Source organism: Actinocorallia populi, from assembly GCF_002995495.1.
In the GTDB taxonomy this organism is placed as follows: Bacteria; Actinomycetota; Actinomycetes; order Streptosporangiales; family Streptosporangiaceae; genus Actinocorallia; species Actinocorallia populi.
Genome location: NZ_PVZV01000011.1, coordinates 17,006 through 42,669 on the forward strand (window position 1 = coordinate 17,006; position 25,664 = coordinate 42,669).

Sequence of the window (25,664 nt, forward strand, 5' to 3'; positions counted from 1 at the left end):
ATGGTCGCTCAGGCGATGATCTGGCGACGGCGCAGGTGTTCGATGATCAGGTCGGCCGCCTCGGCGGGAGACGTCGCGGTGGTGTCGATTCGCAGTTCGGGAGACACCGGGGCCTCGTAGGGCGAATCGACACCGGTGAAGTTCTCCAGATCACCCTGCCGGGCCTTCTTGTACAGGCCCTTCGGGTCGCGCCGCTCGGCGACGTCCAGGGGCGTGTCGACGTGCACCTCGCAGAACCGGCCCTCTCCGATCACCTCACGGGCGGCGTTGCGTTCGGAACGGAACGGCGAGATGAACGAGGCGAGGACGATGAGACCGGCGTCGGCCATCAGACGTGCGACCTCGGTGACGCGCCGGATGTTCTCGACCCGGTCGGCCGGGGTGAATCCGAGGTCGCGGCCCAGACCGTGGCGGACGTTGTCACCGTCCAGGAGGTAGGTGTGGCAGCCGAGCGCGTACAGCCGGCGCTCCACCTCGTTGGCGATCGTCGATTTGCCCGAGCCCGAGAGGCCGGTCAGCCAGACGACCTGGGAGCGGTGGCCGTTCAGGCGCGTGCGCGCCTCCTCGTCGATGTCCACGGCCTGCCAGTGGATGTTGTGGGATCGGCGCAGTGCGTGCGTCAGCATCCCGGCGCCCACCGTGGCGTTGGTGATCCGGTCGATGAGGGTGAAGCCGCCGGTCTCCCGGTTCTCGGTGTAGGGGTCGAAGGGCACCCGGCGGTCGAAGCTGATGTTGCACATGCCGATCTCGTTGAGAACGAGTGTGCTGGTCGCGGTCTTCTCGAGGGTGTTGACGTTGATCTTGTACTTGGGCTTGGTGATCCGGGCCTGCACGGTCATGGTGCCGATCTGGCACAGGTAGGGGCGCTCGGGCAGCATGTCGTGCTCGCTCATCCACACGACATGGCCCTCGAACTGGTCCGCGACGTCCGGCGGGGCGTCCGCCCCCGCCAGGACGTCGCCCCGGCTGACGTCGATCTCGTCGGTGAGCGTGATCGTCACCGACCGGCCCGCGATCGCCTCCTGGAGATCGCCGTCCATCGTGACGATACGGGCCACGGTGGACTCCCGGCCGGCCGGCAGGACGCGCACACGTTCCCCGACCCGCACGGTGCCGCCGACGATCTGGCCGGAGAAGCCCCGGAAGTCGAGATGGGGACGATTGACCCACTGCACGGGCATGCGGAACGGACCGGAGCAGGCCTCGTCCTCGATCTCGACCGACTCGAGGTGGTCCATCAGGGTCGGCCCGGTCCACCAGGGAGTGTTGTCGCTGAGCTCGGTCAGGTTGTCGCCGACGTAGGCGGACAGCGGGATCGCGACGACGTCGGTCAGCCCGATCTCGGCGGCGAACTCGGCGTACTCGCCGGAGATCCGCTCGAACACCTCCTGCGAGTAGCCGACGAGGTCGAGTTTGTTGACGGCGAGCACCACATGGCGGATGCCGAGCAGCGAGACCAGGAACGAGTGGCGCCGGGTCTGGGGGAGGACGCCCTTGCGGGCGTCCACCAGGATCACCGCGAGGTCGGCGGTGGACGCGCCGGTGACCATGTTGCGGGTGTACTGCTCGTGGCCAGGGGTGTCGGCGACCACGAACTTGCGCCGCTCGGTGGTGAAGTAGCGGTAGGCCACGTCGATGGTGATGCCCTGCTCCCGCTCGGCGGCCAGGCCGTCGACCAGCAGCGCGAAATCCAGGCCGTCGCCCTGGGTGCCGACCTTGCGGGAGTCCTTCTCGAGAGCCTTCAGCTGGTCGTCGAAGAGCATCTTCGACTCGTACAGCATGCGGCCGATGAGCGTGCTCTTGCCGTCGTCGACGCTGCCGCAGGTGATGAAGCGGAGCATGGACTTGTTCGCGTGGCGTTCGAGGTACTGCTCGATGTCCTCGGCGATCAGTTCGGACCGGTGCGCCATCAGAAGTATCCCTCCTGCTTCTTCTTCTCCATCGACGCGGCGCCGTCGTGGTCGATCACGCGGCCCTGGCGTTCGGAGGTGGTGGTCAGGAGCATCTCCTGGATGACCTCGGTGAGCGTCCGGGCGGTGGACTCGACCGCGCCCGTCAGCGGATAGCAGCCGAGGGTCCGGAACCGCACGCTCCGCATCTCCGGCTCCTCGCCGGGAAGCAGCGGCATGCGGTCGTCGTCGACCATGATCAGCGTGCCGTCGCGCTCGACGACCGGCCGCTCGGCGGCGAGGTAGAGCGGCACGATCGGAATCTCCTCGAGGCGGATGTACTCCCACACGTCGAGCTCGGTCCAGTTCGACAGGGGGAACACGCGCAGGCTCTGCCCCGGGGACGTGCGCACGTTGTACTTCTGCCACAGCTCGGGGCGCTGCTGCTTGGGATCCCATCGGTGCTCGGCCGAGCGGACGGAGAACACGCGTTCCTTGGCGCGGGACTTCTCCTCGTCGCGGCGCGCTCCACCGAACGCGGCGTCGAACCTGTAGTAGTCGAGCGCCTGTTTCAGGCCCTCGGTCTTCCACATGTCGGTGTGCGTCGCCGAGCCGTGCGTGAACGGATTGATGCCCTTCTCCACGCACTCGGGATTCTGGTGGACCAGGAGCTCGAAGTCGCCCTTGGCGGCGGACTCGTCCCGCAACTTGTACATCTCGCGGAACTTCCACGTCGTGTCGACGTGCAGCAGGGGGAACGGCAGCGGCGAGGGGTAGAAGGCCTTGCGGGCCAAGTGGAGCATCACGGCGCTGTCCTTGCCGACCGAGTACAGCATCACGGGGTTCTCGCTGCCCGCGATGGTCTCGCGCATGATGTGGATGCTCTCGGCCTCGAGCTTCTCCAGGTGGGTCAGTCTCCTGCTCGCGGTGGCGTCGCTCATCGTCCGAGCACCTCGCCGAGGTTTGCCTGCCGGGGACCGATCGACCCCGTGACGGTGGCTTCAGTGTCCATGGCGGTGACATTAGCGATGGAATGAACATTGTTCAATATGTTGCCGAACATTGTTCACTCTTTGGCCGCACGTCGCGCGGCTACAGTGTGCCGATGGGCGAATCCAGCAACAGGTCGGCCTACGGAGACCCGGAAGCCCGACGACGCCAGACATTGGACGCTGCGGCGGCCCTCCTGGACGAGGGCGGGTACACGGCCCTCACGATCCGGTCGGTGGCCAAGCGGGCGGGCATCAGCGTCGGACTGATCTACCAGTACTTCGTCGACAAGCATGATCTCTTCATCACGCTGCTCAACGAGAGCCAGGTCGAGTCCCGCTCCTTCGTGGCGGCGCTCCCGCGTGACCAGGGCGTGGCGGCCCTGCTCGCCCAGATCATGCCCGAAGCCGCACGCCAGTGGGGCCGGGTGGGCCGTTTCGCGGCGACCTGGCGCGACATCGAGGGCGAGGAGCGCGCCAGACGCGAGTCGATCCATGAGGTGCGCCGCACCGCGAAGGAGTACAACGACACCTTTCACGCCGCCCTCCGCGAGGCGGCGGCCGCCGAGGGGCAAGCCCTGCGTCGCGACCCGGCCGTGCTCCCGTTCGTGCTCTCGACGGTGCAGGGAGTGTCCGACACCATCGTCCACCGCTGGGCCCCGGAGCTCGACCCGGCCGAACTGATCGAGTTCACCTCGGTCTCGCTGAGCCGGACCATCACCGTTCCCGCCGGAGCTCCCGAACACGGCGAGTGAGCCCTCGGCGCGGTCGGGCGCCACGACGCCGACCCGCGGGTGAGCGAGGTACCGCTCACCGGGAAGCCGGCCCCGCCTGCTGAGCCGATCCCTAGCATCCCTCCATGGACGGGCTTTCAGGCGTCGATTTCCTGCTCACCGCGGGCGCATCCGGCATCGGCCGGGCCACCGCCGGATTCCTCGCCGGACGCGGCGACCGCGCCGGCGTTCCGCACACCACATGAGTGCCGGTCTTCGCCGACCGCCGCCGTCCGGTGACGGCAGGAACCCCTGAGCCGCATCCGGCCCTACCAAGCCGCCGAACAACTTACGGAGAACTCATGAAGTGGACGCTGGCCGGGGCGATGCTCGGTAGCCGGGAACTGTTCGAGATCGCTCGTGTGGCCGAGGACGAGGGATTCGACGCGATGGCGCTGCCGGACTCGGTGTTCTATCCCGAGCACGTCTCGGCGGACTACCCGTACTCGCCCGACGGCAAGCGGATGTGGGCGCCGGAGGCGCCGATGCCGGACCCGTTCATCGCGATGTCGGCGCTGGCCGCGGTGACCACGCGCCTGCGGTTCTTCACCACGGTGCTCAAGCTGCCGCTACGCGATCCGTTGCTGACCGCCAAGCAGGTCGCGACGATGGCCGAGATGTCGGGCAACAGGATCGCGCTCGGCGTCGGTCTGGCGTGGATCCCGGAGGAGTTCGCCTTCACCCGCACGGAGATGCGCACCCGCGGGCAGCGCACCGACGAGGCGATCGCGATCATCAAGGCGATCTGCGCCGGCGAGGGTCCGCAGTGGGTGGAGTTCCACGGCAGGCACTACGACTTCGACCGCCTGATGATCAGCCCTGCCCCGGACCGGCCCGTCCCCGTCTACGTCGGGGGACACAGCGAGGCGGCGCTGAGGCGGGCCGCCCGGCTCGGCGACGGCTGGCTCTCCACCAACGCGACGTACGACGAGACGGCGCGCGCGATCGGCAGACTGCGTGAGCTGCGGGCGGAGTACGGCCGGGCGGACGAGCCGTTCGAGCTCGACGTGTCCGTCACCGACGTGACCGACCTGGACGGGATGCGCCGCCTCGAAGATCTCGGGGTGACCTCGATCCGGGCCGTCCCGTGGCGCATGAACAACGCGGTCGCGACTCCTGCCGGGCGCCTGGACGCCCTGCGCCGCTTCGCCGCCGCGTTCGTCCACAAACTGTGACCGCCCGAACGGTATCTGACGTTTCCGGGCGCTGAGGTCGAGGGGGATGCGGCTCGACGTTGACGGTTTCCGCTGTTCGCGCTCACAGGACCGTCAGGTGAAACTCCGTTGCCCGTCTCGGGATCGAGGGCGGGCGGCAGCGGATCGGTGAAGGTCGGCGCCGTCGTCGGGCCCGGCCGGGCGTGTCACCGGATGCGGGGCTGGGAGCGCCCGTTCCTCGGCTTGGCGGGGGAGGGGTGGTCCGGGCGATTCTCGATCGCCCGGACCACGAATGCCGTCTTGTGACGGCTGCTCCGCGTCCGGTTCCTTCCCTGGGTCACCGGGTGAGGAAGTCCAGGAGGTCGGCGTTGAACTTCTCTTTGTCGCCGGGGACCATGGCGATGCCGTGTGAGCCGCCCTCGTAGACCTTGAGGGTGGCGTCGGCGATGATCTCGGCGGATTTGCGGCCGGTGGCGTCGATGGGGACGATCTGGTCGTCGTCGCCGTGGACGACGAGGGTGGGGATGTCGAACTTCTTGAGGTCTTCGGTGAAGTCGGTGTAGGCGAAGGCGTCGACGCATTTGACGCCGGCCTCGATGGATTGCTGCATCGCCATGAACCAGAAGGCGTCCTTGTTGCCCTGGGTGACGTTGTTGCCGGGTTGGTTGGCGGAGAAGAATCCGTCGGTGGTCTCTTCCCAGAACTGCGAGCGTTCGCGCAAGATGCCGTTCTTGATGTCCTGGAAGACCTTGTCGGGCACTCCTTGGGGGTTGTCGTTGGACTTGACCATCAGCGGGGGGATGGCCGAGAGCAGGACCGCTGAGCGCAGGCGCGAGGTGCCGTGGCGTCCGATGTAGCGGGCGAGTTCGCCGCCGCCCATGGAATGGGCGACCAGCGTGACGTCGCGCAGGTCCAGGTGGGTGATGAGGTCGTTGAGGTCGTCGGCGAAGGTGTCGAAGTCGTACCCGCTCCAGGGCTGCTCGGAGCGGCCGTGGCCGCGGCGGCTGTGGGCGATGCCGCGGTAGCCGTTGTCGGCGACGGCCTTGAGCTGGTCCTGCCAGGCGTCGCAGTTCAGCGGCCAGCCGTGGATGAACAGCACGGGACGGCCCTGTCCCCAGTCCCGGTAATGGATCTCGACGTTGTCGCGCGTGGTGAAGAAAGGCATCGCGGAGCCCCTTCGGTCGGCAGTGGGTCTGACCGGGACGGCCGCAGGGCGCTCGAACACCGGCTCCCGAGAGGCCGGCGCGCACCGGCTCGTCCCTCCAAGGCGCTGATCCCCCCGGCCACCCCAAGCCCACCCCGGACCCGGGCAAAAACCCCAGCGGGCACCCCTGCCGGAGGCGATCGCGGGCGTCTTTCCTGTCCGTTAGGACAGGTCGTATTCGTCCACGTCCAGGACCGCGCCGACCGCGCTCATGAAGGCCAGGATGTCGTGGTCGAGGTGCCAGCCGAACAGGTTGGGCCTGTCCGTCGTCTCCACCGACGGATCGGTGTCCGGTGAATCGGCTTCATCGTTGAAGTAGCGAACGACCTGGAGCACGGCCGTGTTCGCGGGCTCTTCCTCGCTCAGCCGCTCGGAGAGTTCAACGATCTTGTCGAGGTGAGGGCGAAGCCATGCCAGTACGCGCGAGATCTGTTCATCGACCGGTAGGCCGTCTTCCCGGCACTCGATCTTCCAAGCGTGGCGAACGGGGAGCATCGGCCGGCTGCGGCGGCTCCCGCGCACCGTGGACGCATCGGGTTCGACACCCAGCCACGCTGTCATTTCCGCCGCGGACACGCGTTCACTGAACAAGCCGAAATAGACGTACTGGCGGACAGCCATCCCCGTACGGTACTCGGCAGGGCCCCGGGCGCGGCCTTCCTCGGCCTCGTCGTCTGTCGGCGCCTCCAGCGCTGCCGTGCGCGCAGGCGACCGATCTCGCTAACGCGCGGGCTCGTGCCGTGGGATCCACGGGCTCGCGGGGCGGAGGAGAAGTCGGTGTCCGATCACCGCCAGCGCCGCCGGGCGTCGGCGGGCACGCTGGTGGCATGATCAGTTCATCTGCGACGGACTCGGTGGCCGTCCTCAAGGGCATGTATGCGGCTGAGGCGAAATACCTGGCGGCCGGGGGGCCGGGCGAGGCGTCCTTCGATCTGCTCGCTCCTTTCTTCGCGCCTGACGTCGTCCTGCATCAGGCCGACGCCCTGCCTTATGGAGGCGTCTGGCGCGGGCATGCGGGCATCGAGCGGTTCTTCCTGGAGATGAGCCGGGCATGGGAGTCGTTCGACATGCTGCGGCAGGAGTTCCTCGCCACCGGTGAGACCGCGGTGGTGCGCACCGAGGTCCGTGCCCGTTCCCGGGCCACGGGCCGTGAACTCGTCTTCCCCATACTGCAGACGATCAAGGTCGGGAACGGGCGGATCACCGAGGTCCGTCCGTTCTACTGGGACACGGCCGCGATCGCCGATGTCTGCACGGCACCGGAGGAATAACAGGGTGGCGACCGTGCAGAGCGGTACGTTCTCGACGGCGCGGCCACTGCCGACGGCACCGGCTGCTCATGACCATCCCGGGCGGCGGGCCCGTTCGTCGTGTCGGCGAGGGAGCCGTACGGTGGCTGACCGGCGACCGTTCTCGCCGGAACCCGCACCGCACCCGCCTGGGACGACACGAGGACCGTGATGGAACCCGCTCTGCCGATGACCGACCCGAAGGCGCCGCGCTGCGCGTGGAGCGGCGGATCACCGCAGCTCATGGCCTACCACGACACCGAATGGGGCTTTCCCGTCGGGGACGACCGCCGCCTGTTCGAGAAGTTGTGCCTGGAGGGCTTCCAGTCCGGGCTCAGCTGGCGCACCATCCTGGCCAAGCGGGAGAACTTCCGCGCGGCTTTCAGCGGCTTCGACATCGCCGCCGTCGCCCGCTTCACCGAGCACGACGTCGAGCGCCTGCTCCAGGACAGCGGCATCGTGCGGCACCGCGGCAAGATCGAGGCGGCGGTCAACAACGCCCGCCGTGCCGAGGAACTCCTGCAGGGGGAAGGTTCTCTGGCCGCCTTCGTCTGGCGTTACGAGCCCGCCCCGGCCGACCTGTCGCCGCCCCAGACCGTCTCCACCTCTCCCGCGTCGATCGCCTTGTCCAAGGACCTCAAACGCAGGGGCTGGAAATTCGTCGGGCCCACGACCGTGTTCGCGTTCATGCAGTCCATGGGGTTGATCAACGACCACGCCGAACACTGCGTGTTCCGCCCCGAGGCCGAACGGCGCCGTGCGGCGTTCGTCCGTCCCGGACGGACGGTCTCCCTGCCATCCGCGCCGGCGGCCGGGTGATCGGGCGGACTGACCGGTCGAAGAGGGCCGGGCCCAGACCATGCCCGCCCGTGTTCTTCCTCGGCATGGGGGCCGGGGCCCCGGTCTGGCGGCCGGCTAATCGTCGATCTGCTGCTTGAGCTGGGCGTTGATGCGCAGCGCTTCGGCGAGCTGGTCCTCGAGGATGATGATCCGGCAGGCCGCTTCGAGGGCGGTGCCTTCGTCGACGAGCTCCCTGGCGCGCTGGGCCAGGCGCAGCTGGTAGCGGGAGAAACGGCGGTGGCCGCCTTCGGAGCGCAGCGGCTCGATCAGCTTCGCCGCGCCGAGGGCCCGCAGGAACGCCGGTGTGACACCGAGTGTCTCCGCCGCCATGCCCATGCTGTAGGCCGGGTAGTCCTCGTCGTCCAGCTTGTCCGTTGTGCTTGGTGTTCCTGGTTGTTGTGCCATAGACCTTTCCACAAAACCCGCTATGGGCCCCGGCGCACTCGCGCCGGGGCCCTTCGAATGAGTATCAACACCATCAGCCGACCGTGAGGCCGACCTGTCGTATACGCGTCACCGTCCGTGATGGACGGTTGCGCGGGGATCGCAAATGCTCGACCGAAGACCACCACCTATCTGTGGAACCGCGGTACCCGGTCGTCGATGACCCGACCAGGCGATCCTGATGGCGCCTGCACTCCTTTCTCGACTCCGTACTTCAGGTGTTGCCGAACCGTACTTCCGGACCGGTGGCCAAGCCCCTTCCACTGCGTCGGCCTGGCCGACCGATCCCTCGCCCCCCGCTTGCGGGGCGAGTACCTCCCTTGGCGGCCGTCCCGGCCGCCGGTCTTGCATTCCATCGTTACGGGCAGTTCGTCCTCTGCCTCGATCATGGACTCGTCTTTCCCGATGACAGAAACGCTACCCGACCCGCCACCAAATGTCTACTCCGGCCACTACAGGTTTTCGTCTCCCCTGGCGGCAGACTCCGTCGGCCGCTCGCTCTTCGCCGTCCCGTCGAGGAGTTGGCAGGTCAGCGCGTCGGTGGCCCAGTCCTCCCACTCCCGGGGGCTCCAGCCGCGTTCGTGGACCAGCAGGTGGTAGGTCTCGGGGGCGAGGACGGCGAGGGCGATGTCGGCGGCGCGGGACGCGTCCATTCCGGTGCGCAGGGGGGTCTTGGCGGCCAGGGCCTCGGCGAGGCGCGACTGCACGGTGTGCCGCTGGGCGAGGTTCGTCCGCCACAGTTCGGCGATCTCGGGGTCGGTGGCCGCGGCGGAGCGGACCACCTCCAGAAGGGGGGTGACGCGGTGGAGGATCCGCGCGGCGGCGGCGACCTGCAGGCGGAGCTGGTCGGCCGGGGGCGCCGCCGCGGCCTCGGCGAACCAGGGCCGGTCGAGGGTGGCGACGGGCTCGGTGTCGCCGGCGATCTCGACGTCCAGGAGCTCGGTCAGGATGGCGCGTTTGGTGGCGAAGGTGAAGTAGAGCGTCTGGACCGCCATGCCGGCCCGGTCGGCGATGGCCTTCATGGTGGTGGCGGTGTAGCCGCGGTCGGTGAACAGCCCGCGGGCCGCCTGGAGCATGCGGGTCCGGTTGGCGGCCGTTCTGGCCGCCCTTGCTCCGGGGGTCTTCGCGGGCACGGGCCACCTCCAGTTGACTGGAGAGGCACTCTAGTGGAAATTCCGGGTGGAGCGGCGGAGGATCGGTCACACTCTCGGGGAGTGCGCCGAAAATCCCCCCTTTGGAGGTCTTGTGAAGAACCTCAAGCATGGCGTCGCCGCTGTTCTCCTGGCCCTGGCCGCCGCCGGCTGTTCGGCCAGCGTCGCTCCTGACAGCAAGGGCCTGGAGTACGACGCCGGGCCGCTCTCCTCGACGGAGTTCGACAACTGCAACACCGGGCGGATCTGGCACGGGCCCGCCGACAAGGTGTACGTCTACCCGGTGGGGCAGCGGACCTACCAGTTCGGCGACGACGGCGACTCCGACGCGTTGAAGGTCGTGTCGAAGGACGACCTGGAGCTGACCGTCGAGGGCGTCGCGACGTTCAGCCTCAACGACGACTGCAAGGTCCTGCGCAAGTTCCACGAGGAGATCGGCCTGAAGTACGAGGCCTACGAGGACGACGGCTGGGCGAAGATGCTCCGCGTCTACATCGGCGCGCCGCTGGACCGCGCCATCGACGAGGTGTCGAAGGGCTACTCGTGGCAGGACCTGTACTCCGACCCCAAGGTCAAGCGGGACTGGGAGACCAAGGTCGGGCAGGCCGTCGCGCAGCAGGTCAACGCGATCGCCGGCGACAACTACTTCTGCGCGCCGACGTTCAACGGCTCCGGGGACTGCGGATCGTTCCTGCTGACGCTGCAGCAGCCCCTCCCGCCGGAGAACGTGCGCACCTCGCTGGCGGCCGCGCAGCAGGCGATCGAGGACAACAAGACGCAGACCAACCGCAACAAGCAGATCCAGACCGAGCTCAAGGCCCTCGCGGACTTGAAGAAGGTGCTGGGTGACGCCTACGCGGTGATCCTCTACCAGGCGATCAAGGACGGGAAGATCAAGGTCGTGCCGGTTCCCGCAGGCGGAGACATCAACATCACCGAGTGATTCCGCCGCGAGGGCACGCCACGCGGCGTGCCCTCGCAGCGAAAAGATCGCCGACCGGGCGTCCCCGTGGTGGCTGGCCGTTTCGACGGCGCTGGCGGTCGTGCTCCTGCGCGGCCGGGTGCTCGTGGCCCTGCCCCTGGCCTTGGCCGTCGTGTTCTCGACGGGCCGGGCCATGATGTTCGGAACCGAGGCGACGGGCTGGGCGCCGTTCCTCGGCCCGGCCTACCAGAACTGGGTCTCGTTGGCTCCCTACGGACTGCTGGCCGCCGGAGCCGTGGCCCTCGCGGCCCGCGGTTCGCGAGGGCTGCGCATCCGGCCGTGGTGGTGGCTGGTGATCCCGGCGGCGGCCCTCGTCCTCACCTACGCGCCCGGTTTCCGGGTGTACGGCGAGGCCTGGCAGCTGGCCAGAGCGGGCACGGAGGGCGTCCTCCTGATGGCCGGGCTGTGCGCCACCGTCGTCGCGCGCAGTCCTCGCTGGGCGCTGGCGGCTGCGGTGTACGTCCTGCCGGGCGTGGCCTCGGCACTGGTCAACCCGCCGTCGAGCATGCAGGACATCGGCTACCGGCTGGCGCTCGCCGGTCTCCTGGCGGCCCTGGCCGCGACGGCGTGGCGAACCACGGCCACAGCCTGACGCCTCCGCTGGTCGATGAGGCTGAACAGAAACGAGTGAAAGACCGCATCATGGTGACGCCTGAACCTCCCAGGCGTCGCCCTCCACCACGACCGCCTGGTCGTCATCGATCGAGATGAACCGGTCAGACCCGCCGTACCGGGCGGCGTACCGGTCATGTCGGTCGGCGCGCCCCCGGTCGCGGTGGGGGAGGACGGTGAACGGGACCAGGTCGAGCCCGGTGGTGGAGGCGCAGATCCCGGGGTCCTCGGCATCTTGAAAGAAACGAAGGTCAGGCCCCGCGAGGGCCGCACCCGCCGAGATGCCCGCGTAGGCCAGACGGCCGTCGCGGACGGCTTGGGAGACGAAGCGGTCGAACCCCGTCCTGCGCGCGTGCTGCAGAAGGAACATCGCATAACCGCCGGTCACGAAGACCAGCTGGGCGTCGCGTACGGCAGGCTCGACACCGTCCGCATGCTCCAGGTCGAGGCGTTCGACGACCAGGCCCTCTCCGTGCAGCAGCCGAACGGCCGCGTCGACAAAGGGCGCCGAGGGCAGGGGATTGGCCGCGGTGGGGACGAAAACGACCCGTTCCAGGGCGGAGGGAAGCGAGGCGAGCCAGGCGGGCAGTGCTCCCAGCCCGGCCGAGCCGAGAAAGAGACGTCGCATGACACCTTCTCCACCAGCAGGGCATTCCGCCGTCTTGACTTCAACAAAGGTTGAAGTTCTACCGTGATGATCGTTCGCTTGGCACCCCGCAAGGGTGGGAAGGAGAGCCTGTCATGGTTTTCAAGGAGTACTCGGTTCAGGAGCTCGCGGCTCAGCCCATCGGTTACTGGAGCGGGGAGACCGCCCGCAGGGTGGTCGGGGCTCTGCGTGAGCAGCTGGCTGTGGAAGGGCTCACCCAGCCGCACTGGTGGACGCTCAACCATGTGGCAGGTGCGCCGGGGGCGTGGACGCGCTCGGCTCTGACGGAGAAGCTCGCCGTCTATGACGATTTGGGGATCGATTTCGAGACCGTTTACGACGACCTGGTGGCCCGGGGGTGGATGCGGGAGGTCGGCGGTCTGCTGACGTTGACCGAGGAAGGAGAGGCCGGACGTGCCCGTGCCAGAGAGCGCAATCTGCGAGTCCATGAGCAGGCGCACGCGGGCATCGAAGCCGCTGATTACGCCGCGGCGCTGAATGTTCTGCGTCGTATGGTCGGCAACATGGGCGGCGACAGCGACCTTCCCCGATAAGGAGGCGCGCAGGGCTTCCAGCAGCCGGGACAGGGCGGCCCTGGCGTCGGCGAGGTCCTCGGGATTCGGGGATTCCGCCAGCCAGAGGGCCGCCTCGTTCATCGCTCCGGACAGGAGGCGGGTCAGCGGGGCGACGGGCTGCGGGGCGAGCAGCCCCGCGTCGATCAGCGCGGTGAGCTCCTCGGCGAGGTGGCGGGCCGAAGCGGCCTCGTCCAGTGCGCGCCATTCGTTCCAGCCCAGCACGGCGGGGCCGTCGACGAGCATGATCTGCCGGACGTCCGGGTCGGTGCCCGCGGTGAGGAACGCCTGGCATCCGGCGGTGAACCTCGTCCACGGGTCGTCCTGGGCTTCGGCGGCCGCGGCCACCGCCCGCCCGACCTGCTGCTGCACCTCTTCCACGACGGCGCGGAACAGGGCGGTCTTGCCGTCGAAGTGGTGGTAGAGCGCGCCCTTGGTGACTCCGGCGGCGCGGACGATCTCCGCCAGGCTCACCGCGCCGTAGCCGAACGCCGCGAACAGGCGCCTGCCCTCGCGGATGAGCGCCAGCCGGGTCTGTTCCTTCTGCTGCGCCCTGCCGCCGTCGGCCATCGTGCTCCGTTCTTTGACATACCGGTGGTACGTCAATAGGTTACCTTCACATACCGAAGGTACGTGAAGGAGTCCGTATGAAACTGACCAGCTTCTACCCGGTCGTCTGCACCTCGCGGATCCAGGAGTCCCGCGACTTCTACACCGGCCTGATGGGATTCGAGACCACCTTCGAGGCCGACTGGTACGTGAGCCTGCGCCGCGAGGGGGAGCCGCCGTACGAACTCGCGCTGCTCGACCACACGCACCCGACGCTGCCCGAGGCGTACCGCGCCCCCGTCCGGGGACTGCTGCTCAACTTCGAGGTCGCGGACGTGGACGCGGAATGGGAACGGCTCGTCGTCCGCGGCGGCCTGCGGCCCGAACTGGAACTGCGCGACGAGGACTTCGGGCAGCGGCACTTCATCGTGGCCGACCCCGACGGGGTGCTGATCGACGTGATCACCCCCATCGAGCCCAGCGGGGCGTACGCCGGCCAGTACGTGTGACGGTCAGTCCCGGGCGGCGGCGGACCGGGCCCGGACGTGGTGGCGGCCGATGGGGAGCATCAGGGGGCGGCCGGAGACGGGGTCCTCGATGATGCGGCTCTCCAGGTCGAAGACGGTGCGGACGGTGTCCTCGGTGAGGACCTCGGCCGGGGGGCCCGCGGCGTGGAGGCGGCCGTCGGCGAGGGCGATGAGGTGGTCGGCGTAGCGGGCGGCGAGGTTGAGGTCGTGCAGGACCATCACGATGGTCGTGCCGCGGTCGCGGTTGAGGTCGGTCAGCAGGTCCAGGACCTCGACCTGGTGGCTGGCGTCGAGGAAGGTGGTGGGCTCGTCCAGCAGGAGCAGGTCGGTCTGCTGGGCGAGGGCCATGGCGATCCAGACGCGCTGGCGCTGGCCGCCGGAGAGCTCGTCGACGGCCCGGTCGGCGAGCTCCGTCGTCCGCGTGGCCTCCAGCGCGGTGGCCACCGCGACGTCGTCCTCGTGCCTCCACCGGGAGAACAGGCCCTGGTGGGGGTGGCGGCCGCGGCCGACGAGGTCGAGCACGGTGATGCCCTCGGGCGCGATCGGCGACTGGGGGAGCAGGCCGAGCGTGCGGGCCAGCTCCTTGGCGGGCATGCGGTGCACCTCCCTGCCGTCCAGGACGACGCGGCCGCCGCGGGGGGAGAGCAGCCGGGACAGGGAGCGCAGGAGCGTCGACTTGCCGCAGGCGTTCGCGCCGACGATGACCGTGATCTCCCCGGCCGGGACGGCCAGGTCGAGGGACTCGACGACGACGCGGTCGCCGTAGCCGAGCGTGAGGTGCTCGGTCGACAGGGAGTGTGAGGTGGTCACAGCGCGCCTCCGGCACGGTGGGTGCGGACGATCAGGTAGACGAGGTACGGCGCGCCGAGGACGCCGGTGATGACGCCGACCGGGTAGCGGACGTCGAACGCGAACTGGCCGACGAAGTCGGCGACAAGGACCAGGAGGGCGCCGACGAGCCCGGCGGGCACCAGGAGGGAGCCGCCCGTGCCGAGCAGCCGGGCCGCGATGGGACCGGACAGGAACGCCACGAACGCGATCGGCCCGGCCGCCGCGGTGGCGAAGGCGATCAGGCAGACGGCGGCGACGATCACCAGGACGCGGGTGCGTTCGACGCGGACGCCGAGCGCGGAGGCGGTGTCCTCGCCGAGCTGCATCATCGACAGGTCGCGGGACAGGGCCAGCAGGGCGGGGGTGAGCACGGCCATCGCGGCGAGGGCGGGCAGCGTCTGCTCCCAGGTCACCCCGTTGAGGCTGCCGGTCAGCCAGCGCGTGGCCTCCTGGAGGTCCCATTCGGCGGCCCGTGACAACACGTAGGAGGTGACGCTCTCCAGCATCGCGGAGATCCCGATGCCGATGAGGATGAGCCGCGTGCCGGCGACGCCGTCCCGGAACGCCAGGACGTAGATCAGCAGGGCGACGGCGAGGGCGGAGACGATGGCGAGGGCCGACACCTGGGTGCCGCCGAGGGACAGCGACACGATCGCGATGGCCGCCGCGGCGCTCGCGCCCCAGCTGATGCCGATGATGTCGGGACTGGCCAGCGGGTTGCGGAGCATCGTCTGGAAGGTGACGCCGGCCAGGCCGAAACTGAATCCCGCGACCACGGCGAGCACGGCCCGCGGCAGCCGGAGCCGCCCGACGGTGAAGGACGCGCCCGGCACCTGCTCGCCCAGGATGACGTTGACGACGTCGCGAGGCGGGTAGAACGTCTGCCCGAACATCAGGGTCACGGCGAACCCCGCGACGACGAGCACCGCCAGCGTCAGCATGACGAGGAGGCGCCGGGAGGCGCGCCGGCGGCGGCCGCGGGCGACGTCCCGGACCACGGAGTCCAGGTCGCGGACGGCGGCCTTGGGCGACCGGGCGGCGGCGGGGGCGCTCACAGCTCACGCACCTTCTGACGGCGGACGATGTGGATGAAGAACGGGGCCCCGATCAGCGCCGTCACGATGCCCACCTCGATGTCCGAGGGGCGCGCCACGACACGGCCGACGACGTCGGCGGCGGTGAGCAGGGCCGCGCCGACCAGGGCGGAGAACGGCAGCATCCAGCGGTGGTCGATGCCGACGAGCAGGCGGCACGCGTGCGGGACGACGAGCCCGACGAAGGCGATCGGCCCGGCCACGGCCGTCGCCGCGCCGCACAGCACGACGGCGCCCAGGGCGGCCACGGCCCGGATGACGGCGACGCGCTCCCCGAGCCCGGCCGCGAGCTCGTCGCCCAGCGCGAGCGAGTTCAGTCCCCGCGCGGACAGGAGGGAGACGACGATGCCGGCGGCGAGGAACGGCAGGACCTGCCCGATGCGCTCGTAGGACGCGCCGCCGACCCCGCCGATCTGCCAGAGCTTGAAGCTCCCGGCGATGTCGTTGCGGGGCAGGACGACGGCGCTGACCAGGGACGCGAAGGCCACCGAGGTGGCGGTGCCGGCGAGCGCGAGTTTGAGGGGCGTGGCCCCGCCGCGCCCGAGGGACCCGATGGTGTAGACGAACACGGCGGACACGGCGGCTCCCGCCATCGCGACCCAGATGTACCCGGTCGGCGACGCGAGCCCGAAGAACGCGACGGCGGAGACGATGGCGAGCGAGGCGCCCATGTTGACGCCGAGGATGCCCGGATCGGCCAGCGGGTTGCGGGTCACGCCCTGCATCACCGCGCCGGAGAGGCCGAGCGCGGCGCCGATCAGCACCGCGAGCAGGGTGCGCGGTATGCGCTTGGTGACGGCCGCCTGTTCGAGGGTGCCGTCCGAGCCGCCGAGCGCGGCCCACACGTCGGACCAGGCCACGTCACGCGAGCCGAGGGCCACGGACGCCACCATGAGCACCGCCAGGACCAGCACCGAGACCAGCAGCCACAGGACCCGGACGCGCGCCGGACGCCGCACGAGTGCGGCGTCCGGGTGTTGAGCGGCGACAGATGTCACTTGACCTTGTCCGCGGCTTCGGCGAGGGCCTTGACGTAGTCCTCCAGCACCCACGTGATCGACAGGGGGGTGGGGTTGGCGGCGGTGCCCAGCGGCTTGGTGTCGGGCAGCAGGTAGACCGAGCCGCGCTCGATGGCGGGGATCTTCGACAGCAGCGGGTCCTTGCTGATCTTCGCGAGCAGTTCGCCCTTCTCGTCGCCGTATCCGGTGATGATGTCGACGTCGTCGAACATGTCGATCTGCTCGGAGCTCACCGTCAGGCCGAACTTGTCGGTGTCCTTGGACGCCGCGGTGATGCTGTCGGCGATCTTCAGGCCGAGGTCCTCGAAGAACAGCGTGCGGGTGTCGTGCGTGGTGTAGAAGCCGACCTGGCTCACGTCGTTGGGGTCGAGGTGGGTCATGAACATGACCGACTTGTCCTTGAGCTGCGGGTACTTCGCCACGACCTCGGTGATGTCGCCCTCGATGTCGGTGATGAGCTTCTCGCCCTCGCCGGCGAGCCCGATGGCCTTGCTGTTCAGCCGGATGATCTCGCGCCACGGGGTCGCCCACGCGGCCTCCGGGTAGGCCACGACGGGGGCGATCTGGCTCAGGGTGTCGTAGTCCTGCTGGGTCAGGCCCGAGTAGGCGGCCAGGATCACGTCCGGCTTGGTGTCGGCGACGCCCTCGAAGTCGATGCCGTCGGTCTCGTCGAACAGGACGGGCGTCTCGGCCTTGAGCTCGGTCAGGCGCTCCTCCACCCAGGGCAGGAGGCCGTCGCCGTCGTCGTCGCCGAAGTTCGCGGCGGCCATGCCGACCGGGACGACGCCCAGCGCCAGGGGCGCCTCGTGGTTGGCCCAGTTGACCGTGGCGATCCGCTCCGGCTTCGCCTTGATGGTGGTCGTCCCCAGCGCGTGCTCGATCGTCATGGGGAAGGCGGCGCTCGGGCCGCTGCCCGTGTCCTTCTCGTCCTTGGTCTCCGACGAGCTGCCGCAGCCCGCGAGGCCCACGACGAGGGCCGCCGCGGCGAGGATGCGAAGGCTATGCGGACGCTTCAATCTGTACTCCACTCTCAGAATTCCGCCGGCACCGGTCCTCGCACGTCCCGGATCGCGGTCCTGCGTTCGTGGAGCGGTACGCCGTACTGCGGCAGGCCCCTGGTAGTTAGGTAAGCCTTGCCTTGGTCGAACCCTAAGAGAAGTGGGCGACCTGTCGCAATCAGCCGTTTGGGACAGTCGTTGTCGAGATCGGGACACGGAATCGGAACCTCAACGTGCCCGGAACGTCCCCGGCGTCAGCCCCGTCGTGCGCCGGAAGGCCGCGCCGAACGCGCTCGCCGAGCGGTAGCCGACCTTCTCGGCCACGGCGTCGACCTCCCAGCCGCGGGTGAGCAGCGCGACCGCGTGCTGGACGCGCACCGCCGCGACCCAGCGCGCGAAGCTGGTGCCCGTCTCGGCGTTGAAGGCGCGGGTGATCGTACGGCGGCTCACGCCGAGCTGGGACGCCCAGTTCGCCAGGGTCCGCCGGTCGCCCGGGTCGCTCCGGACGGCGTCGGCGATCGGGCGCAGCAGGTCGGAGGTGGGCATCTGCAGGAGGAGCTCGCGCGAGGAGGGCGTGAGCACGTCGAGCACCATCGCCTCGGTCACCGCGCGCGAGCCGTCGGGCAGTTCCGTGTCGGCGAGCCGCTCCAGCAGCAGCCGGAGCAGGGGGGTGATCTCGACGCCGACGGGGGTGTCGGACAGCGAGGTCATGGTGCCGAAGCCGAAGAAGTTGGCGCGGCACAGGGTGCCGGCGATCGCCGAGCCGGAGTGCAGCGTGCCCGCGGGCATCCACAGGCCCAGGGCGGGGGTGACCGTCCAGGCCCGGGTCCCCACCACGGCCGTGGACGTGCCCCGCTCGTTCCAGAGCAGCTCGTGGAAGGGGTGGGAGTGCGCGTTCCAGGTGGTGTCGTGGGCGATGGTCTCGCTCCAGCCCAGGATCACGAACGGCATCTCGACCGGTCCCGCCGCGAGGGCGGGGAGCGTGCGAGTCTCTCTGGTCATATCAGGACACATGGGGGCACTAGCGACATTCCGCCACCCTAAGGCCTGCGGACATCTCGGCATATACCGCCAGTTAGGCCTACCTTATATTTGGCGAGTGAATCTTTCTGAGATCCGTACGGTGCAGACCGAGGCCGAGCTGCGGGCGATCGTGCAGGAGCCGTCGCAGGTCATGTGGGACAAGGACATCGGCCGGATCGACGAGCACGCGCGCACGCTCATCGCGCACTCGCCGTTCGTCCTGCTGGCCACCGCGAACTCGGACGGGACCTGCGACGTCTCGCCGAAGGGCGACCCCGCGGGGTCGGTGCTGGTCCTGGACGACCACCGGCTGGTGATCGCCGACCGTCCCGGCAACCACCGGATCGACAGCTTCCGCAACGTGCTGGGCAACCCCCGGGTCGGCCTGCTCTTCCTCGTGCCGGGGATGAACGAGACGCTGCGGGTGAACGGCCGCGCCACCCTCGTGTCGGACGCGCCGTTCTTCGACGAGCTGGCGGTCCAGGGCAAGCGGCCGCGGCTGGCGCTTCTCGTCGACGTCGAGGAGCTGTACATGCACTGCGCGAAGGCGCTCCTGCGCTCGTCGTTGTGGAAGCCCGAGACCTGGCCGGACCGCGGCGGCCTGCCCACGCTCGGCCGGATCTCCAAGGACCAGCTGCGCCTCAAGGAGGTCTCCGCGGAGGAGATCGACAAGGGGCTGGACCTGGACGCCGCGACCAACCGGTATTGATCCCCGCAGCACCGGCGGACGGGTCCGAAGCGGTTCTTGCGCGAATCGGCGCGGCCGAACGCGCGAAAAGGTCGCGGTGCGCTCACCCGGGGTCCCGTGGCTCTGACCATCGGCTTCGGGGGGCGCGCCCGCAGAACCGGAAGATTCTTGGAGGTTTTGGACATCTTTCGGGGGACGGGGTGCGAAACGTTCTCGGCCGCTTAAGCTCCGATGCATGGCGAAGTATTTCGATGTGCATCCGGACGACCCGCAGCCCCGGGCGATCCGCCAGGCGGCGGACCTCATCCGTAAGGACGGGCTGGTCGTGTATCCGACGGACTCGTGCTTCGCGCTCGGGTGCCGCCTGGGCAACAAGGAGGGGATCGACCGGATCAAGGAGATCCGCCAGCTCGACGACGGCCACCACTTCACGTTGGTGTGCAAGGACTTCTCGCAGCTCGGCCAGTTCGTCCAGATCAGCAACGCGCTGTTCCGGTCGGTCAAGGCGGCGACGCCCGGCGGCTACACGTTCATCCTCCCCGCGACCAAGGAGGTGCCGCGCCGCCTCCTGCACCCCAAGAAGAAGACGGTCGGCGTGCGGATCCCCGACCACGCCGTCGTGCAGGCGCTGCTGGCCGAGCTCGGCGAGCCGATCCTGTCGAGCACCCTGCTCCTGCCCGGCGAGGAGGAGGCCATGACCCAGGGCTGGGAGATCAAGGAGCGGCTCGACCACGTCGTGGACGCCGTGATCGACTCCGGCGAGTGCGGCTCCATGCCGACCACGGTCGTCGACCTCTCCGGCGGCGAGGCCGAGATCCTCCGCAAGGGCACCGGCGACCCGTCCCTCTTCGAGTAGGGCCGGGTTGATCGTCCGGCTGGAGGCCGGTGAACTGGCCGGATGCCTCGGGGAGCTGGCCGCCCTGTTCGCCGATGCCGTGGCGGCGGACGCGTCCATCGGCTTTCGTGCCGGGACGACCCGGGCGGAGCTCGCCGCGTGGTGGGCCGCTCTGGAGCCCGACATGGCCGAGGGGCGGCTGCTCGTCTGGGTCGCCCGGAGCGGCGGGCAGGTCGACGGGGCCGTGCAGGTGCGCCTGGAGGGGACGCCGAGCCGCACGCACCGTGCGGAGGTGGCCAAACTGGTCGTGCACCGCAGGGCCCGCCGGAAGGGGCTGGCCCGCGGCCTGCTCGCCGTCGCCGAGCGGGCGGCGGCCGAGCGCGGCCGCACCCTGCTGCTCCTCGACGTCGAGACCGCCAGTCCGGCGGAACGCCTGTACCGGGCGCAGGGCTGGACGGAGTACGGGCTGCTGCCGAACGCCACGGCGGGTCCCGCCGGTGACCTCAGATCGACCAGCTACTACTACAAGACCCTCGACGCGGGATGAGCTCCACGAGCACGACGCCGCCCTCCCGGCCCGCGCCGTCCAGCACCACCTGCCGGGGCGGTCCCGCTCCCGCACCCCGCCTGGCCGAGCCGCAGGAACCGCCCAGCCATTGAGACCCGGTATGAGAGAACGCAGACTTCGCCCCGTCGACCTGGCCAGGGAGCACGGGATCTCCACGCAGGCCGTCCGGAACTACGAGGAGGACGGGATCCTGCCCGCCGCCGAGCGCAGCCCGCACGGCTACCGGCTCTACCGGCCGGCGCACGCCGAGGCGCTCCGCGCCTTCCTCGCGCTCGTCCCGGGCCACGGCCACCAGGTCGCGACCGACATCATGCGCGCCGCGAACGAGGACGACATGGAGACGCTCTTCCGGCTCGTCGAGCAGAGCCACGCCCGGCTCCTGGAGGACAGGCGGACCCTCGACGCCGTCGCGAACGCCCTGAGCGATCTCACCTCACCGGACGTCCCCGCCCCGACCGCCAAGGACCTGCACATCGGAGGACTCGCCCGCCGCCTCGGGGTGCAGCCCGCGACGCTCCGGAAATGGGAGAGCGCCGGGATACTCCGCCCGGAACGCGACCGGGCCACCGGTTACCGCACCTACACCGCCGCCACCGTCCGGGACGCGCACCTCGCCCACCAGCTCAGACGGGGCGGCTACCTGCTGGAGCAGATCGCGGACGTCATCGAGAAGGTCCGCACGGCCGGAGGAATCACCCCGCTGGAGTCCACCCTGGAGGACTGGCGTTCCCGCCTCAACGCCCGAGGCCTGGCGATGCTGAAGGCCTCCGCCCACCTGGCCCGCTACCTGGAACACCGCTGAACCCGCCGCCTTCTTCTCTCCTTCTGAGCGGGAAGGAGCACCCGCCACTCGCATCCGGGAGCGTCGTCAGGCGTACATCTCCTGATAAATCGTCGTACACCGTTCGTGCACCCGGTGGGGGATACGGTTCCGGGTTATCCCGCCGGGTCGGATGCCCGGGGCGGGGCCGGTCCTGGTGGGGGAGCACGTCTTTCATGTCCTGGTTCGAAGCGGTGGTTCTGGGGCTCCTGCAGGGGCTGACCGAGTTCCTGCCGATCTCGTCGAGCGCGCATCTGCGGGTGTTCTCGGCGCTGGCGGGGTGGGACGACCCGGGGGCGGCGTTCACGGCGGTCACGCAGCTGGGGACCGAGGCGGCGGTGCTGATCTACTTCCGCAAGGACATCGCGGCGATCGTCAGGGCCTGGACGCTGTCGCTGGTGAAGAAGGAGCACCGGGGGGATCCGAACGCCCGGATGGGGTGGTTCGTCATCGCGGGGTCGGTGCCGATCTGCGTGCTGGGCGTGACGTTCCAGCACAGCATCGAGACGGCGTTGCGGGATCTGCGGATCATCGGCACCACGTTGATCGTCTTCGGTCTCGTCCTGGCCTTCGCCGACCGGTACGCGGCGGCGCGGCGGCCCAGGCCGATCAGCGAGCTGACGCTGCCGCACGCGCTCGGTTACGGGTTCGCGCAGTCGCTGGCGCTCATTCCCGGCGTCTCCCGGTCGGGCGGGACGATCAGCGCGGGCCTCCTGCTCGGCTACGGCAGGGAGGCCGCGGCGCGCTTCTCGTTCCTGCTGGCGATCCCGGCGGTGCTGGCGTCCGGGGCGCTGGAGCTGTTCGAGATCGGCGAGGGACCGGCGCCGGCGTGGGGGCCGACGCTGCTGGCGACCGCCATCGCCTTCGTCGTCGGGTACGCGGCGATCGCCTGGTTCCTCAAGTACATCTCCACGCACACGTTCACGCCGTTCGTGCTCTACCGGGTGGCGCTCGGCCTGCTGATCCTCGGCCTGGTGGGCTTCGGGGTGCTCGGCCCGGACGCCGGGGCCGTCGAGTAGGCCTCAGTGCTCGCGCAGCAGGCTGCCGCTGCCGGTGACGCGGTCGTCGATGCCGTGGTCGCGCAGCGCGTGCCAGAGGGTGGCGGCGTTGATGGCGACGACGGGTTTGCCGAGCTCCGCCTCCAGCTGCTCCGACAGGGCCACGAACGACAGGTTCGTCCCGACCTGGACGATCGCCTCGACGTCGGGCCCGTCCAGGTCGGCGACGACCCGGCGCAGCCGCTCGTCGGGGACGCGGGCGATGTCCATCGCGGTCGGGCAGCGCAGCCCGGTGACGGCCGCGACGTCGAAGCCCGCCTCGGTGAAGAACCTCCCGACCTCCCTGTCGGCGACCGGCTGGTAGGGGGAGAACACCGAGATCCGGCGGCATCCGAGTTCGGTGAGCGCGGCGCGGCAGGCGCTCGCGCCCGTCGTGACGGGCAGCCCGGTGCGTTCGCGCAGCCGCCGCTCGAAGGCCGCGTTGCCCTCGACGCCGCCCCAGAACGTCTCCGCGGACATGCCCATCACCATGCGGTCGGGTTCGGCCGTCAGGACGTCGCGCACCGCGGTGTCGATGGACGCGCGGATCTGGCCGAGCAGCCCCTGGAAGTCCTCGTCGTTCCCCATGGCGGGGTCGGGGATGTACATCGATCCGGCCCGGTGGGCGACGCCGGTGATCCCGGCGCGCCAGTAGTCGTGTTCGACCACGGTGTTGGTGCTGGGCACGATGACCCCGAAGACGGCGCGGGGCCCCACGGCGTTCGTCACTTGTTCTCCTGAAGGAAACGACGTTTCTCTTACGCGAAGCCTACCGCTAGCCCATTTGTGCCTATTTCAAACACCAAGTACTGCAATGTGAGTCATATGTGGAATTTGGGCCGTGCCGGTTTATCGGGCTCTGAACGGGAACGGCTGATGTACGGCCGTTTCACGCGGCCGCTGATCGTCGAGGGGGAGGCGAGAGGACATGACCGAGGGATCCCAGAGGCGGGCCGCGGGAGCGTGGGCCTGGCCGGAGGAGCGGCAGCGGGAGGAGCCCGGGACCGGCGAACTGATCCAGCGGGCCACCGACCAGCTCTCCGACCTGGTCAGGGCGGAGATCCGGCTGGCCGTCGCCGAGGTCAAGGACAAGGGCAAGCGCGCCGGCATCGGCGCCGGGATGCTCGGCGGAGCGGGGGTCGTCGCCGGTTACGGGGTGGCCGCGCTGCTCGTCGCGGCGATCGCGGCGCTCGACCTGGTGCTGCCGCTGTGGGCGGCCGCCCTCATCGTCGCGGCGGTGCTGCTGCTCGTGGCGCTGGCGGTGGGCATGCGCGGCCGCAAGGAAGTGACCGAGGCCGTCCCGCCGACGCCCGAACGGGCCGTCGCCAGCACCCGCAGGGACATCAACGAGATCAAGGAGAGAGCACACCGATGACCACCAATCCTGGTGAGAACAACGGCTGGAAGCCCGTCACGCCCGGGAACACCACCCGGTCGGGCGCCACGGCGCTCAGCACCGAGAAGAGCGGGTCGGCGGAGAGCGGCGAGAACGTCACCCAGCTGCGCGAGGGCATCGAGCAGACCCGCAGGGAGCTCGGCGACACCGTGGACGCGCTGGTCGCCAAGACGGACGTGAAGGGCCGTGCCCAGGAACGCGCCCGCCAGGCCAAGGCCACCGCGCAGGAGCGGCTGCAGACCGCCCGCGGCAGGGCCGAGGAACTGGGCACCCAGGCCAAGGCGACGGTCACCGCCCCCGAGAACGCGCCCAAGGTCAAGGGCGGGGCCGCGGCTGCCGCCGGGGTGGCGGCCGTCGGCGCGGCGATCTGGATGTTGCAGCGGCGCCGCCGTCGGCCCAGGACGCCCTGGGACAAAGCGGTCTGCGCGATGCGCGACGCCGCCGAGCGGGCACGCGGCCCGGTCGGCCAGACCGTCAACGCCATCGCCACCAGCGACGTCGCCGTGCAGGCGGCGGAGAAGGCCAGGCAGGCCGCCGCCGCGCCGGAGGCCAGGCCCCGCGCGGAGGGGGCGGGCGCGGCGCTGGGCGCGCTGCTCGTGCTGACCATCCTGCGGCGGGCGGCCCGGCGGATGCCCGACGGGCGGTGATCGGCGGACGGCCGTGCCGATGGACCTGAAGAAGAAGCAGCCGGAAGCCCCGGACGGGCCGACCGAACTGCCGGGAACGTCCTGGTGGGAGGCGGTGAAGCGCACCGTCGGGGAGTTCAAGAGGGACAACCTCGGCGACTGGGCCGCGGCCCTGACCTACTACGCCATCCTGTCGATCTTCCCCGGCATGCTGGTGGTCATCTCCCTGGTCGGGATGGGCGGCGCGTCGGTCACCGACGGCCTGATCAAGAACCTGGACGACCTGGCGCCCGGACCGGTGAGGGAGATCCTCACCAAGGCCCTCACCGAGCTCCAGAACGCCCAGCTGGGCGCCGGGCTGGTCGCCCTGGTCGGTCTGGGACTGGCGATCTGGTCGGCGTCCGGGTACGTGGCGGCGTTCATGCGCGCCTCCAACATCGTCTACGACGTGCCCGAGGGCCGCCCGATCTGGAAGACGCTGCCGATCCGCGTCGGCGTCACGCTGGTCACCCTGACGCTGCTGTCCGTCTCCGCGGTCGCCGTGGTGGTCTCCGGCCCGCTCGCCCGCAGGGCCGGCGACCTGATCGGCCTCGGCTCGGCCGCGGTCACCACGTTCAACATCGCCAAGTGGCCCGTGCTGCTCGTGATCGTCAGCTTCCTGTTCGCCCTGCTCTACTGGGCGTCTCCCAACGCCAAGCAGGGCTTCCGATGGGTCACCCCCGGCGGGATCCTGGCGATCCTGCTCTGGCTGGCGGCGTCGGCGGGGTTCGCCTTCTACGTGGCGAACTTCTCCTCCTACAACAAGACGTACGGCAGCCTCGCCGGCATCATCGTCTTCCTGGTCTGGTTGTGGATCTCCAACACCGCGATCCTGCTCGGCGCCGAACTCAACGCCGAACTCGAACGCGGCCGCGCCATCACGACGGGGCACCCGCCGGACGAGGAGCCGTACGTGGAGCTGCGCGACACCAGGGCGCTCGACGAGGACGAGCTGCCGGGCCGCGACGACTGCGGCCCGAAAGAAGCCGATCATCACTCACGGTACGGTGACGACTCCCCAGGGTAGTGGGATGATCGGGACGGAATCCCGTTCCGATCATCAGGGGAG

At 69.8% G+C, this 25,664-nt stretch carries 28 protein-coding genes and 1 pseudogene; 15 read left to right on the plus strand and 14 right to left on the minus strand.

What is annotated here, in order from left to right; genetic code table 11:
- Positions 1-8: 8 nt before the first annotated feature.
- Together cysN and cysD are read right to left on the minus strand one after the other, a co-directional pair.
- Complete coding sequence (gene cysN / locus C2865_RS34345; protein WP_106402827.1) at positions 9-1,910, minus strand: sulfate adenylyltransferase subunit CysN; 1,902 nt, start codon at positions 1,908-1,910, stop codon at positions 9-11.
- Positions 1,910-2,830: a sulfate adenylyltransferase subunit CysD gene (cysD, locus tag C2865_RS34350; RefSeq protein WP_106402828.1), complete on the minus strand. Its 921-nt coding sequence runs from the start codon at positions 2,828-2,830 to the stop codon at positions 1,910-1,912. The genes cysN and cysD overlap by 1 nt, the downstream gene beginning before the upstream one ends.
- Before the next feature lie 164 nt (positions 2,831-2,994).
- On the opposite strand from cysD, the gene C2865_RS34355 reads away from it, so the two are divergent.
- On the plus strand, positions 2,995-3,633 hold the full coding sequence (locus C2865_RS34355; protein ID WP_106402829.1) for a TetR/AcrR family transcriptional regulator: 639 nt from the start codon (positions 2,995-2,997) through the stop codon (positions 3,631-3,633).
- A 320-nt stretch (positions 3,634-3,953) separates the two neighbouring features.
- Positions 3,954-4,826: a TIGR03619 family F420-dependent LLM class oxidoreductase gene (locus C2865_RS34365; RefSeq protein ID WP_106402830.1), complete on the plus strand. Its 873-nt coding sequence runs from the start codon at positions 3,954-3,956 to the stop codon at positions 4,824-4,826.
- Between the two features lie 316 nt (positions 4,827-5,142).
- On the opposite strand, the gene C2865_RS34370 is transcribed toward C2865_RS34365, so the two are convergent.
- Together C2865_RS34370 and C2865_RS34375 are read right to left on the minus strand one after the other, a co-directional pair.
- Positions 5,143-5,970, minus strand: a complete 828-nt coding sequence (locus C2865_RS34370) for an alpha/beta fold hydrolase (RefSeq protein ID WP_106402831.1) — start codon at positions 5,968-5,970, stop codon at positions 5,143-5,145.
- A 201-nt stretch (positions 5,971-6,171) separates the two neighbouring features.
- A complete protein-coding gene (locus C2865_RS34375; protein ID WP_106402832.1) occupies positions 6,172-6,630 on the minus strand; it encodes a DUF4279 domain-containing protein in 459 nt (152 codons plus the stop codon).
- A 206-nt stretch (positions 6,631-6,836) separates the two neighbouring features.
- Between C2865_RS34375 and C2865_RS34380 the strand changes: the two genes are divergently transcribed.
- Both C2865_RS34380 and C2865_RS34385 read left to right on the plus strand, forming a co-directional pair.
- A complete protein-coding gene (locus tag C2865_RS34380; RefSeq protein WP_106402833.1) occupies positions 6,837-7,280 on the plus strand; it encodes a nuclear transport factor 2 family protein in 444 nt (147 codons plus the stop codon).
- Positions 7,281-7,469: 189 nt separating this feature from the next.
- Positions 7,470-8,117 carry a DNA-3-methyladenine glycosylase I gene (locus C2865_RS34385; RefSeq protein ID WP_269802769.1) on the plus strand — a complete coding sequence of 216 codons (648 nt, stop codon included), beginning with the start codon at positions 7,470-7,472 and terminating at the stop codon, positions 8,115-8,117.
- A gap of 96 nt (positions 8,118-8,213) precedes the next feature.
- Here the strand turns inward: C2865_RS34385 and C2865_RS34390 are convergent, their stop codons facing one another.
- Positions 8,214-8,543, minus strand: coding sequence for a MerR family transcriptional regulator (locus C2865_RS34390; protein WP_106402834.1), 330 nt, complete (start codon positions 8,541-8,543; stop codon positions 8,214-8,216).
- Between the two features lie 491 nt (positions 8,544-9,034).
- On the minus strand, positions 9,035-9,715 hold the full coding sequence (locus C2865_RS34395) for a TetR/AcrR family transcriptional regulator (protein ID WP_232835960.1): 681 nt from the start codon (positions 9,713-9,715) through the stop codon (positions 9,035-9,037).
- Between the two features lie 112 nt (positions 9,716-9,827).
- On the opposite strand from C2865_RS34395, the gene C2865_RS34400 reads away from it, so the two are divergent.
- Positions 9,828-10,676: an SPFH domain-containing protein gene (locus C2865_RS34400; protein WP_232835961.1), complete on the plus strand. Its 849-nt coding sequence runs from the start codon at positions 9,828-9,830 to the stop codon at positions 10,674-10,676.
- A 100-nt stretch (positions 10,677-10,776) separates the two neighbouring features.
- On the plus strand, positions 10,777-11,307 hold the full coding sequence (locus tag C2865_RS34405; protein WP_106402836.1) for a hypothetical protein: 531 nt from the start codon (positions 10,777-10,779) through the stop codon (positions 11,305-11,307).
- Positions 11,308-11,355: 48 nt separating this feature from the next.
- On the opposite strand, the gene C2865_RS34410 is transcribed toward C2865_RS34405, so the two are convergent.
- Positions 11,356-11,955 carry a Type 1 glutamine amidotransferase-like domain-containing protein gene (locus tag C2865_RS34410; protein WP_106402837.1) on the minus strand — a complete coding sequence of 200 codons (600 nt, stop codon included), beginning with the start codon at positions 11,953-11,955 and terminating at the stop codon, positions 11,356-11,358.
- Between the two features lie 578 nt (positions 11,956-12,533).
- Positions 12,534-13,115, minus strand: a pseudogene (locus C2865_RS34420) (TetR/AcrR family transcriptional regulator); the annotation flags it as partial.
- 77 nt (positions 13,116-13,192) lie between these two features.
- On the opposite strand from C2865_RS34420, the gene C2865_RS34425 reads away from it, so the two are divergent.
- On the plus strand, positions 13,193-13,603 hold the full coding sequence (locus tag C2865_RS34425; protein WP_106402839.1) for a VOC family protein: 411 nt from the start codon (positions 13,193-13,195) through the stop codon (positions 13,601-13,603).
- A gap of 3 nt (positions 13,604-13,606) precedes the next feature.
- Here C2865_RS34425 and C2865_RS34430 read toward each other — a convergent pair whose 3' ends face one another.
- The 5 genes from C2865_RS34430 to C2865_RS34450 form a co-directional block, all read right to left on the minus strand.
- Positions 13,607-14,431 (minus strand): ABC transporter ATP-binding protein, encoded by an 825-nt coding sequence (locus C2865_RS34430; RefSeq protein ID WP_106402840.1) that lies wholly within the window; start codon positions 14,429-14,431, stop codon positions 13,607-13,609.
- On the minus strand, positions 14,428-15,507 hold the full coding sequence (locus tag C2865_RS34435; protein ID WP_232835962.1) for a FecCD family ABC transporter permease: 1,080 nt from the start codon (positions 15,505-15,507) through the stop codon (positions 14,428-14,430). The genes C2865_RS34430 and C2865_RS34435 overlap by 4 nt, the downstream gene beginning before the upstream one ends.
- Positions 15,504-16,544, minus strand: a complete 1,041-nt coding sequence (locus C2865_RS34440; RefSeq protein ID WP_106402841.1) for a FecCD family ABC transporter permease — start codon at positions 16,542-16,544, stop codon at positions 15,504-15,506. The genes C2865_RS34435 and C2865_RS34440 overlap by 4 nt, the downstream gene beginning before the upstream one ends.
- On the minus strand, positions 16,541-17,581 hold the full coding sequence (locus C2865_RS34445) for an iron-siderophore ABC transporter substrate-binding protein (protein ID WP_198653809.1): 1,041 nt from the start codon (positions 17,579-17,581) through the stop codon (positions 16,541-16,543). Before C2865_RS34445 ends, C2865_RS34440 begins: the two co-directional genes overlap by 4 nt.
- Positions 17,582-17,791: 210 nt before the next feature.
- Positions 17,792-18,565 carry a helix-turn-helix domain-containing protein gene (locus C2865_RS34450; protein ID WP_106402843.1) on the minus strand — a complete coding sequence of 258 codons (774 nt, stop codon included), beginning with the start codon at positions 18,563-18,565 and terminating at the stop codon, positions 17,792-17,794.
- Positions 18,566-18,662: 97 nt separating this feature from the next.
- On the opposite strand from C2865_RS34450, the gene C2865_RS34455 reads away from it, so the two are divergent.
- From C2865_RS34455 to C2865_RS34475, 5 genes are all read left to right on the plus strand, one after another.
- The gene (locus C2865_RS34455) at positions 18,663-19,295 is read left to right on the plus strand and encodes a pyridoxamine 5'-phosphate oxidase family protein (protein ID WP_106402844.1); all 633 of its coding nucleotides are present in this window, start codon (positions 18,663-18,665) and stop codon (positions 19,293-19,295) included.
- A gap of 214 nt (positions 19,296-19,509) precedes the next feature.
- A complete protein-coding gene (locus C2865_RS34460; RefSeq protein ID WP_106402845.1) occupies positions 19,510-20,130 on the plus strand; it encodes an L-threonylcarbamoyladenylate synthase in 621 nt (206 codons plus the stop codon).
- Between the two features lie 7 nt (positions 20,131-20,137).
- The gene (locus C2865_RS34465; protein WP_106402846.1) at positions 20,138-20,656 is read left to right on the plus strand and encodes a GNAT family N-acetyltransferase; all 519 of its coding nucleotides are present in this window, start codon (positions 20,138-20,140) and stop codon (positions 20,654-20,656) included.
- A gap of 121 nt (positions 20,657-20,777) precedes the next feature.
- Positions 20,778-21,479, plus strand: a complete 702-nt coding sequence (locus C2865_RS34470) for a TioE family transcriptional regulator (protein ID WP_106402847.1) — start codon at positions 20,778-20,780, stop codon at positions 21,477-21,479.
- Positions 21,480-21,673: 194 nt separating this feature from the next.
- A complete protein-coding gene (locus C2865_RS34475) occupies positions 21,674-22,516 on the plus strand; it encodes an undecaprenyl-diphosphate phosphatase (protein ID WP_106402848.1) in 843 nt (280 codons plus the stop codon).
- A 3-nt stretch (positions 22,517-22,519) separates the two neighbouring features.
- Here the strand turns inward: C2865_RS34475 and C2865_RS34480 are convergent, their stop codons facing one another.
- Positions 22,520-23,263 (minus strand): maleate cis-trans isomerase family protein, encoded by a 744-nt coding sequence (locus C2865_RS34480; RefSeq protein ID WP_106402849.1) that lies wholly within the window; start codon positions 23,261-23,263, stop codon positions 22,520-22,522.
- Between the two features lie 199 nt (positions 23,264-23,462).
- Between C2865_RS34480 and C2865_RS34485 the strand changes: the two genes are divergently transcribed.
- From C2865_RS34485 to C2865_RS34495, 3 genes are read left to right on the plus strand one after another with little or no spacing between them, the layout of a single operon-like run.
- On the plus strand, positions 23,463-23,909 hold the full coding sequence (locus C2865_RS34485) for a phage holin family protein (RefSeq protein WP_106402850.1): 447 nt from the start codon (positions 23,463-23,465) through the stop codon (positions 23,907-23,909).
- Positions 23,906-24,577, plus strand: a complete 672-nt coding sequence (locus C2865_RS40345; protein WP_106402851.1) for a DUF3618 domain-containing protein — start codon at positions 23,906-23,908, stop codon at positions 24,575-24,577. Before C2865_RS34485 ends, C2865_RS40345 begins: the two co-directional genes overlap by 4 nt.
- 19 nt (positions 24,578-24,596) lie before the next feature.
- Positions 24,597-25,622 carry a YihY/virulence factor BrkB family protein gene (locus C2865_RS34495; protein ID WP_198653812.1) on the plus strand — a complete coding sequence of 342 codons (1,026 nt, stop codon included), beginning with the start codon at positions 24,597-24,599 and terminating at the stop codon, positions 25,620-25,622.
- Positions 25,623-25,664 lie beyond the last annotated feature (42 nt).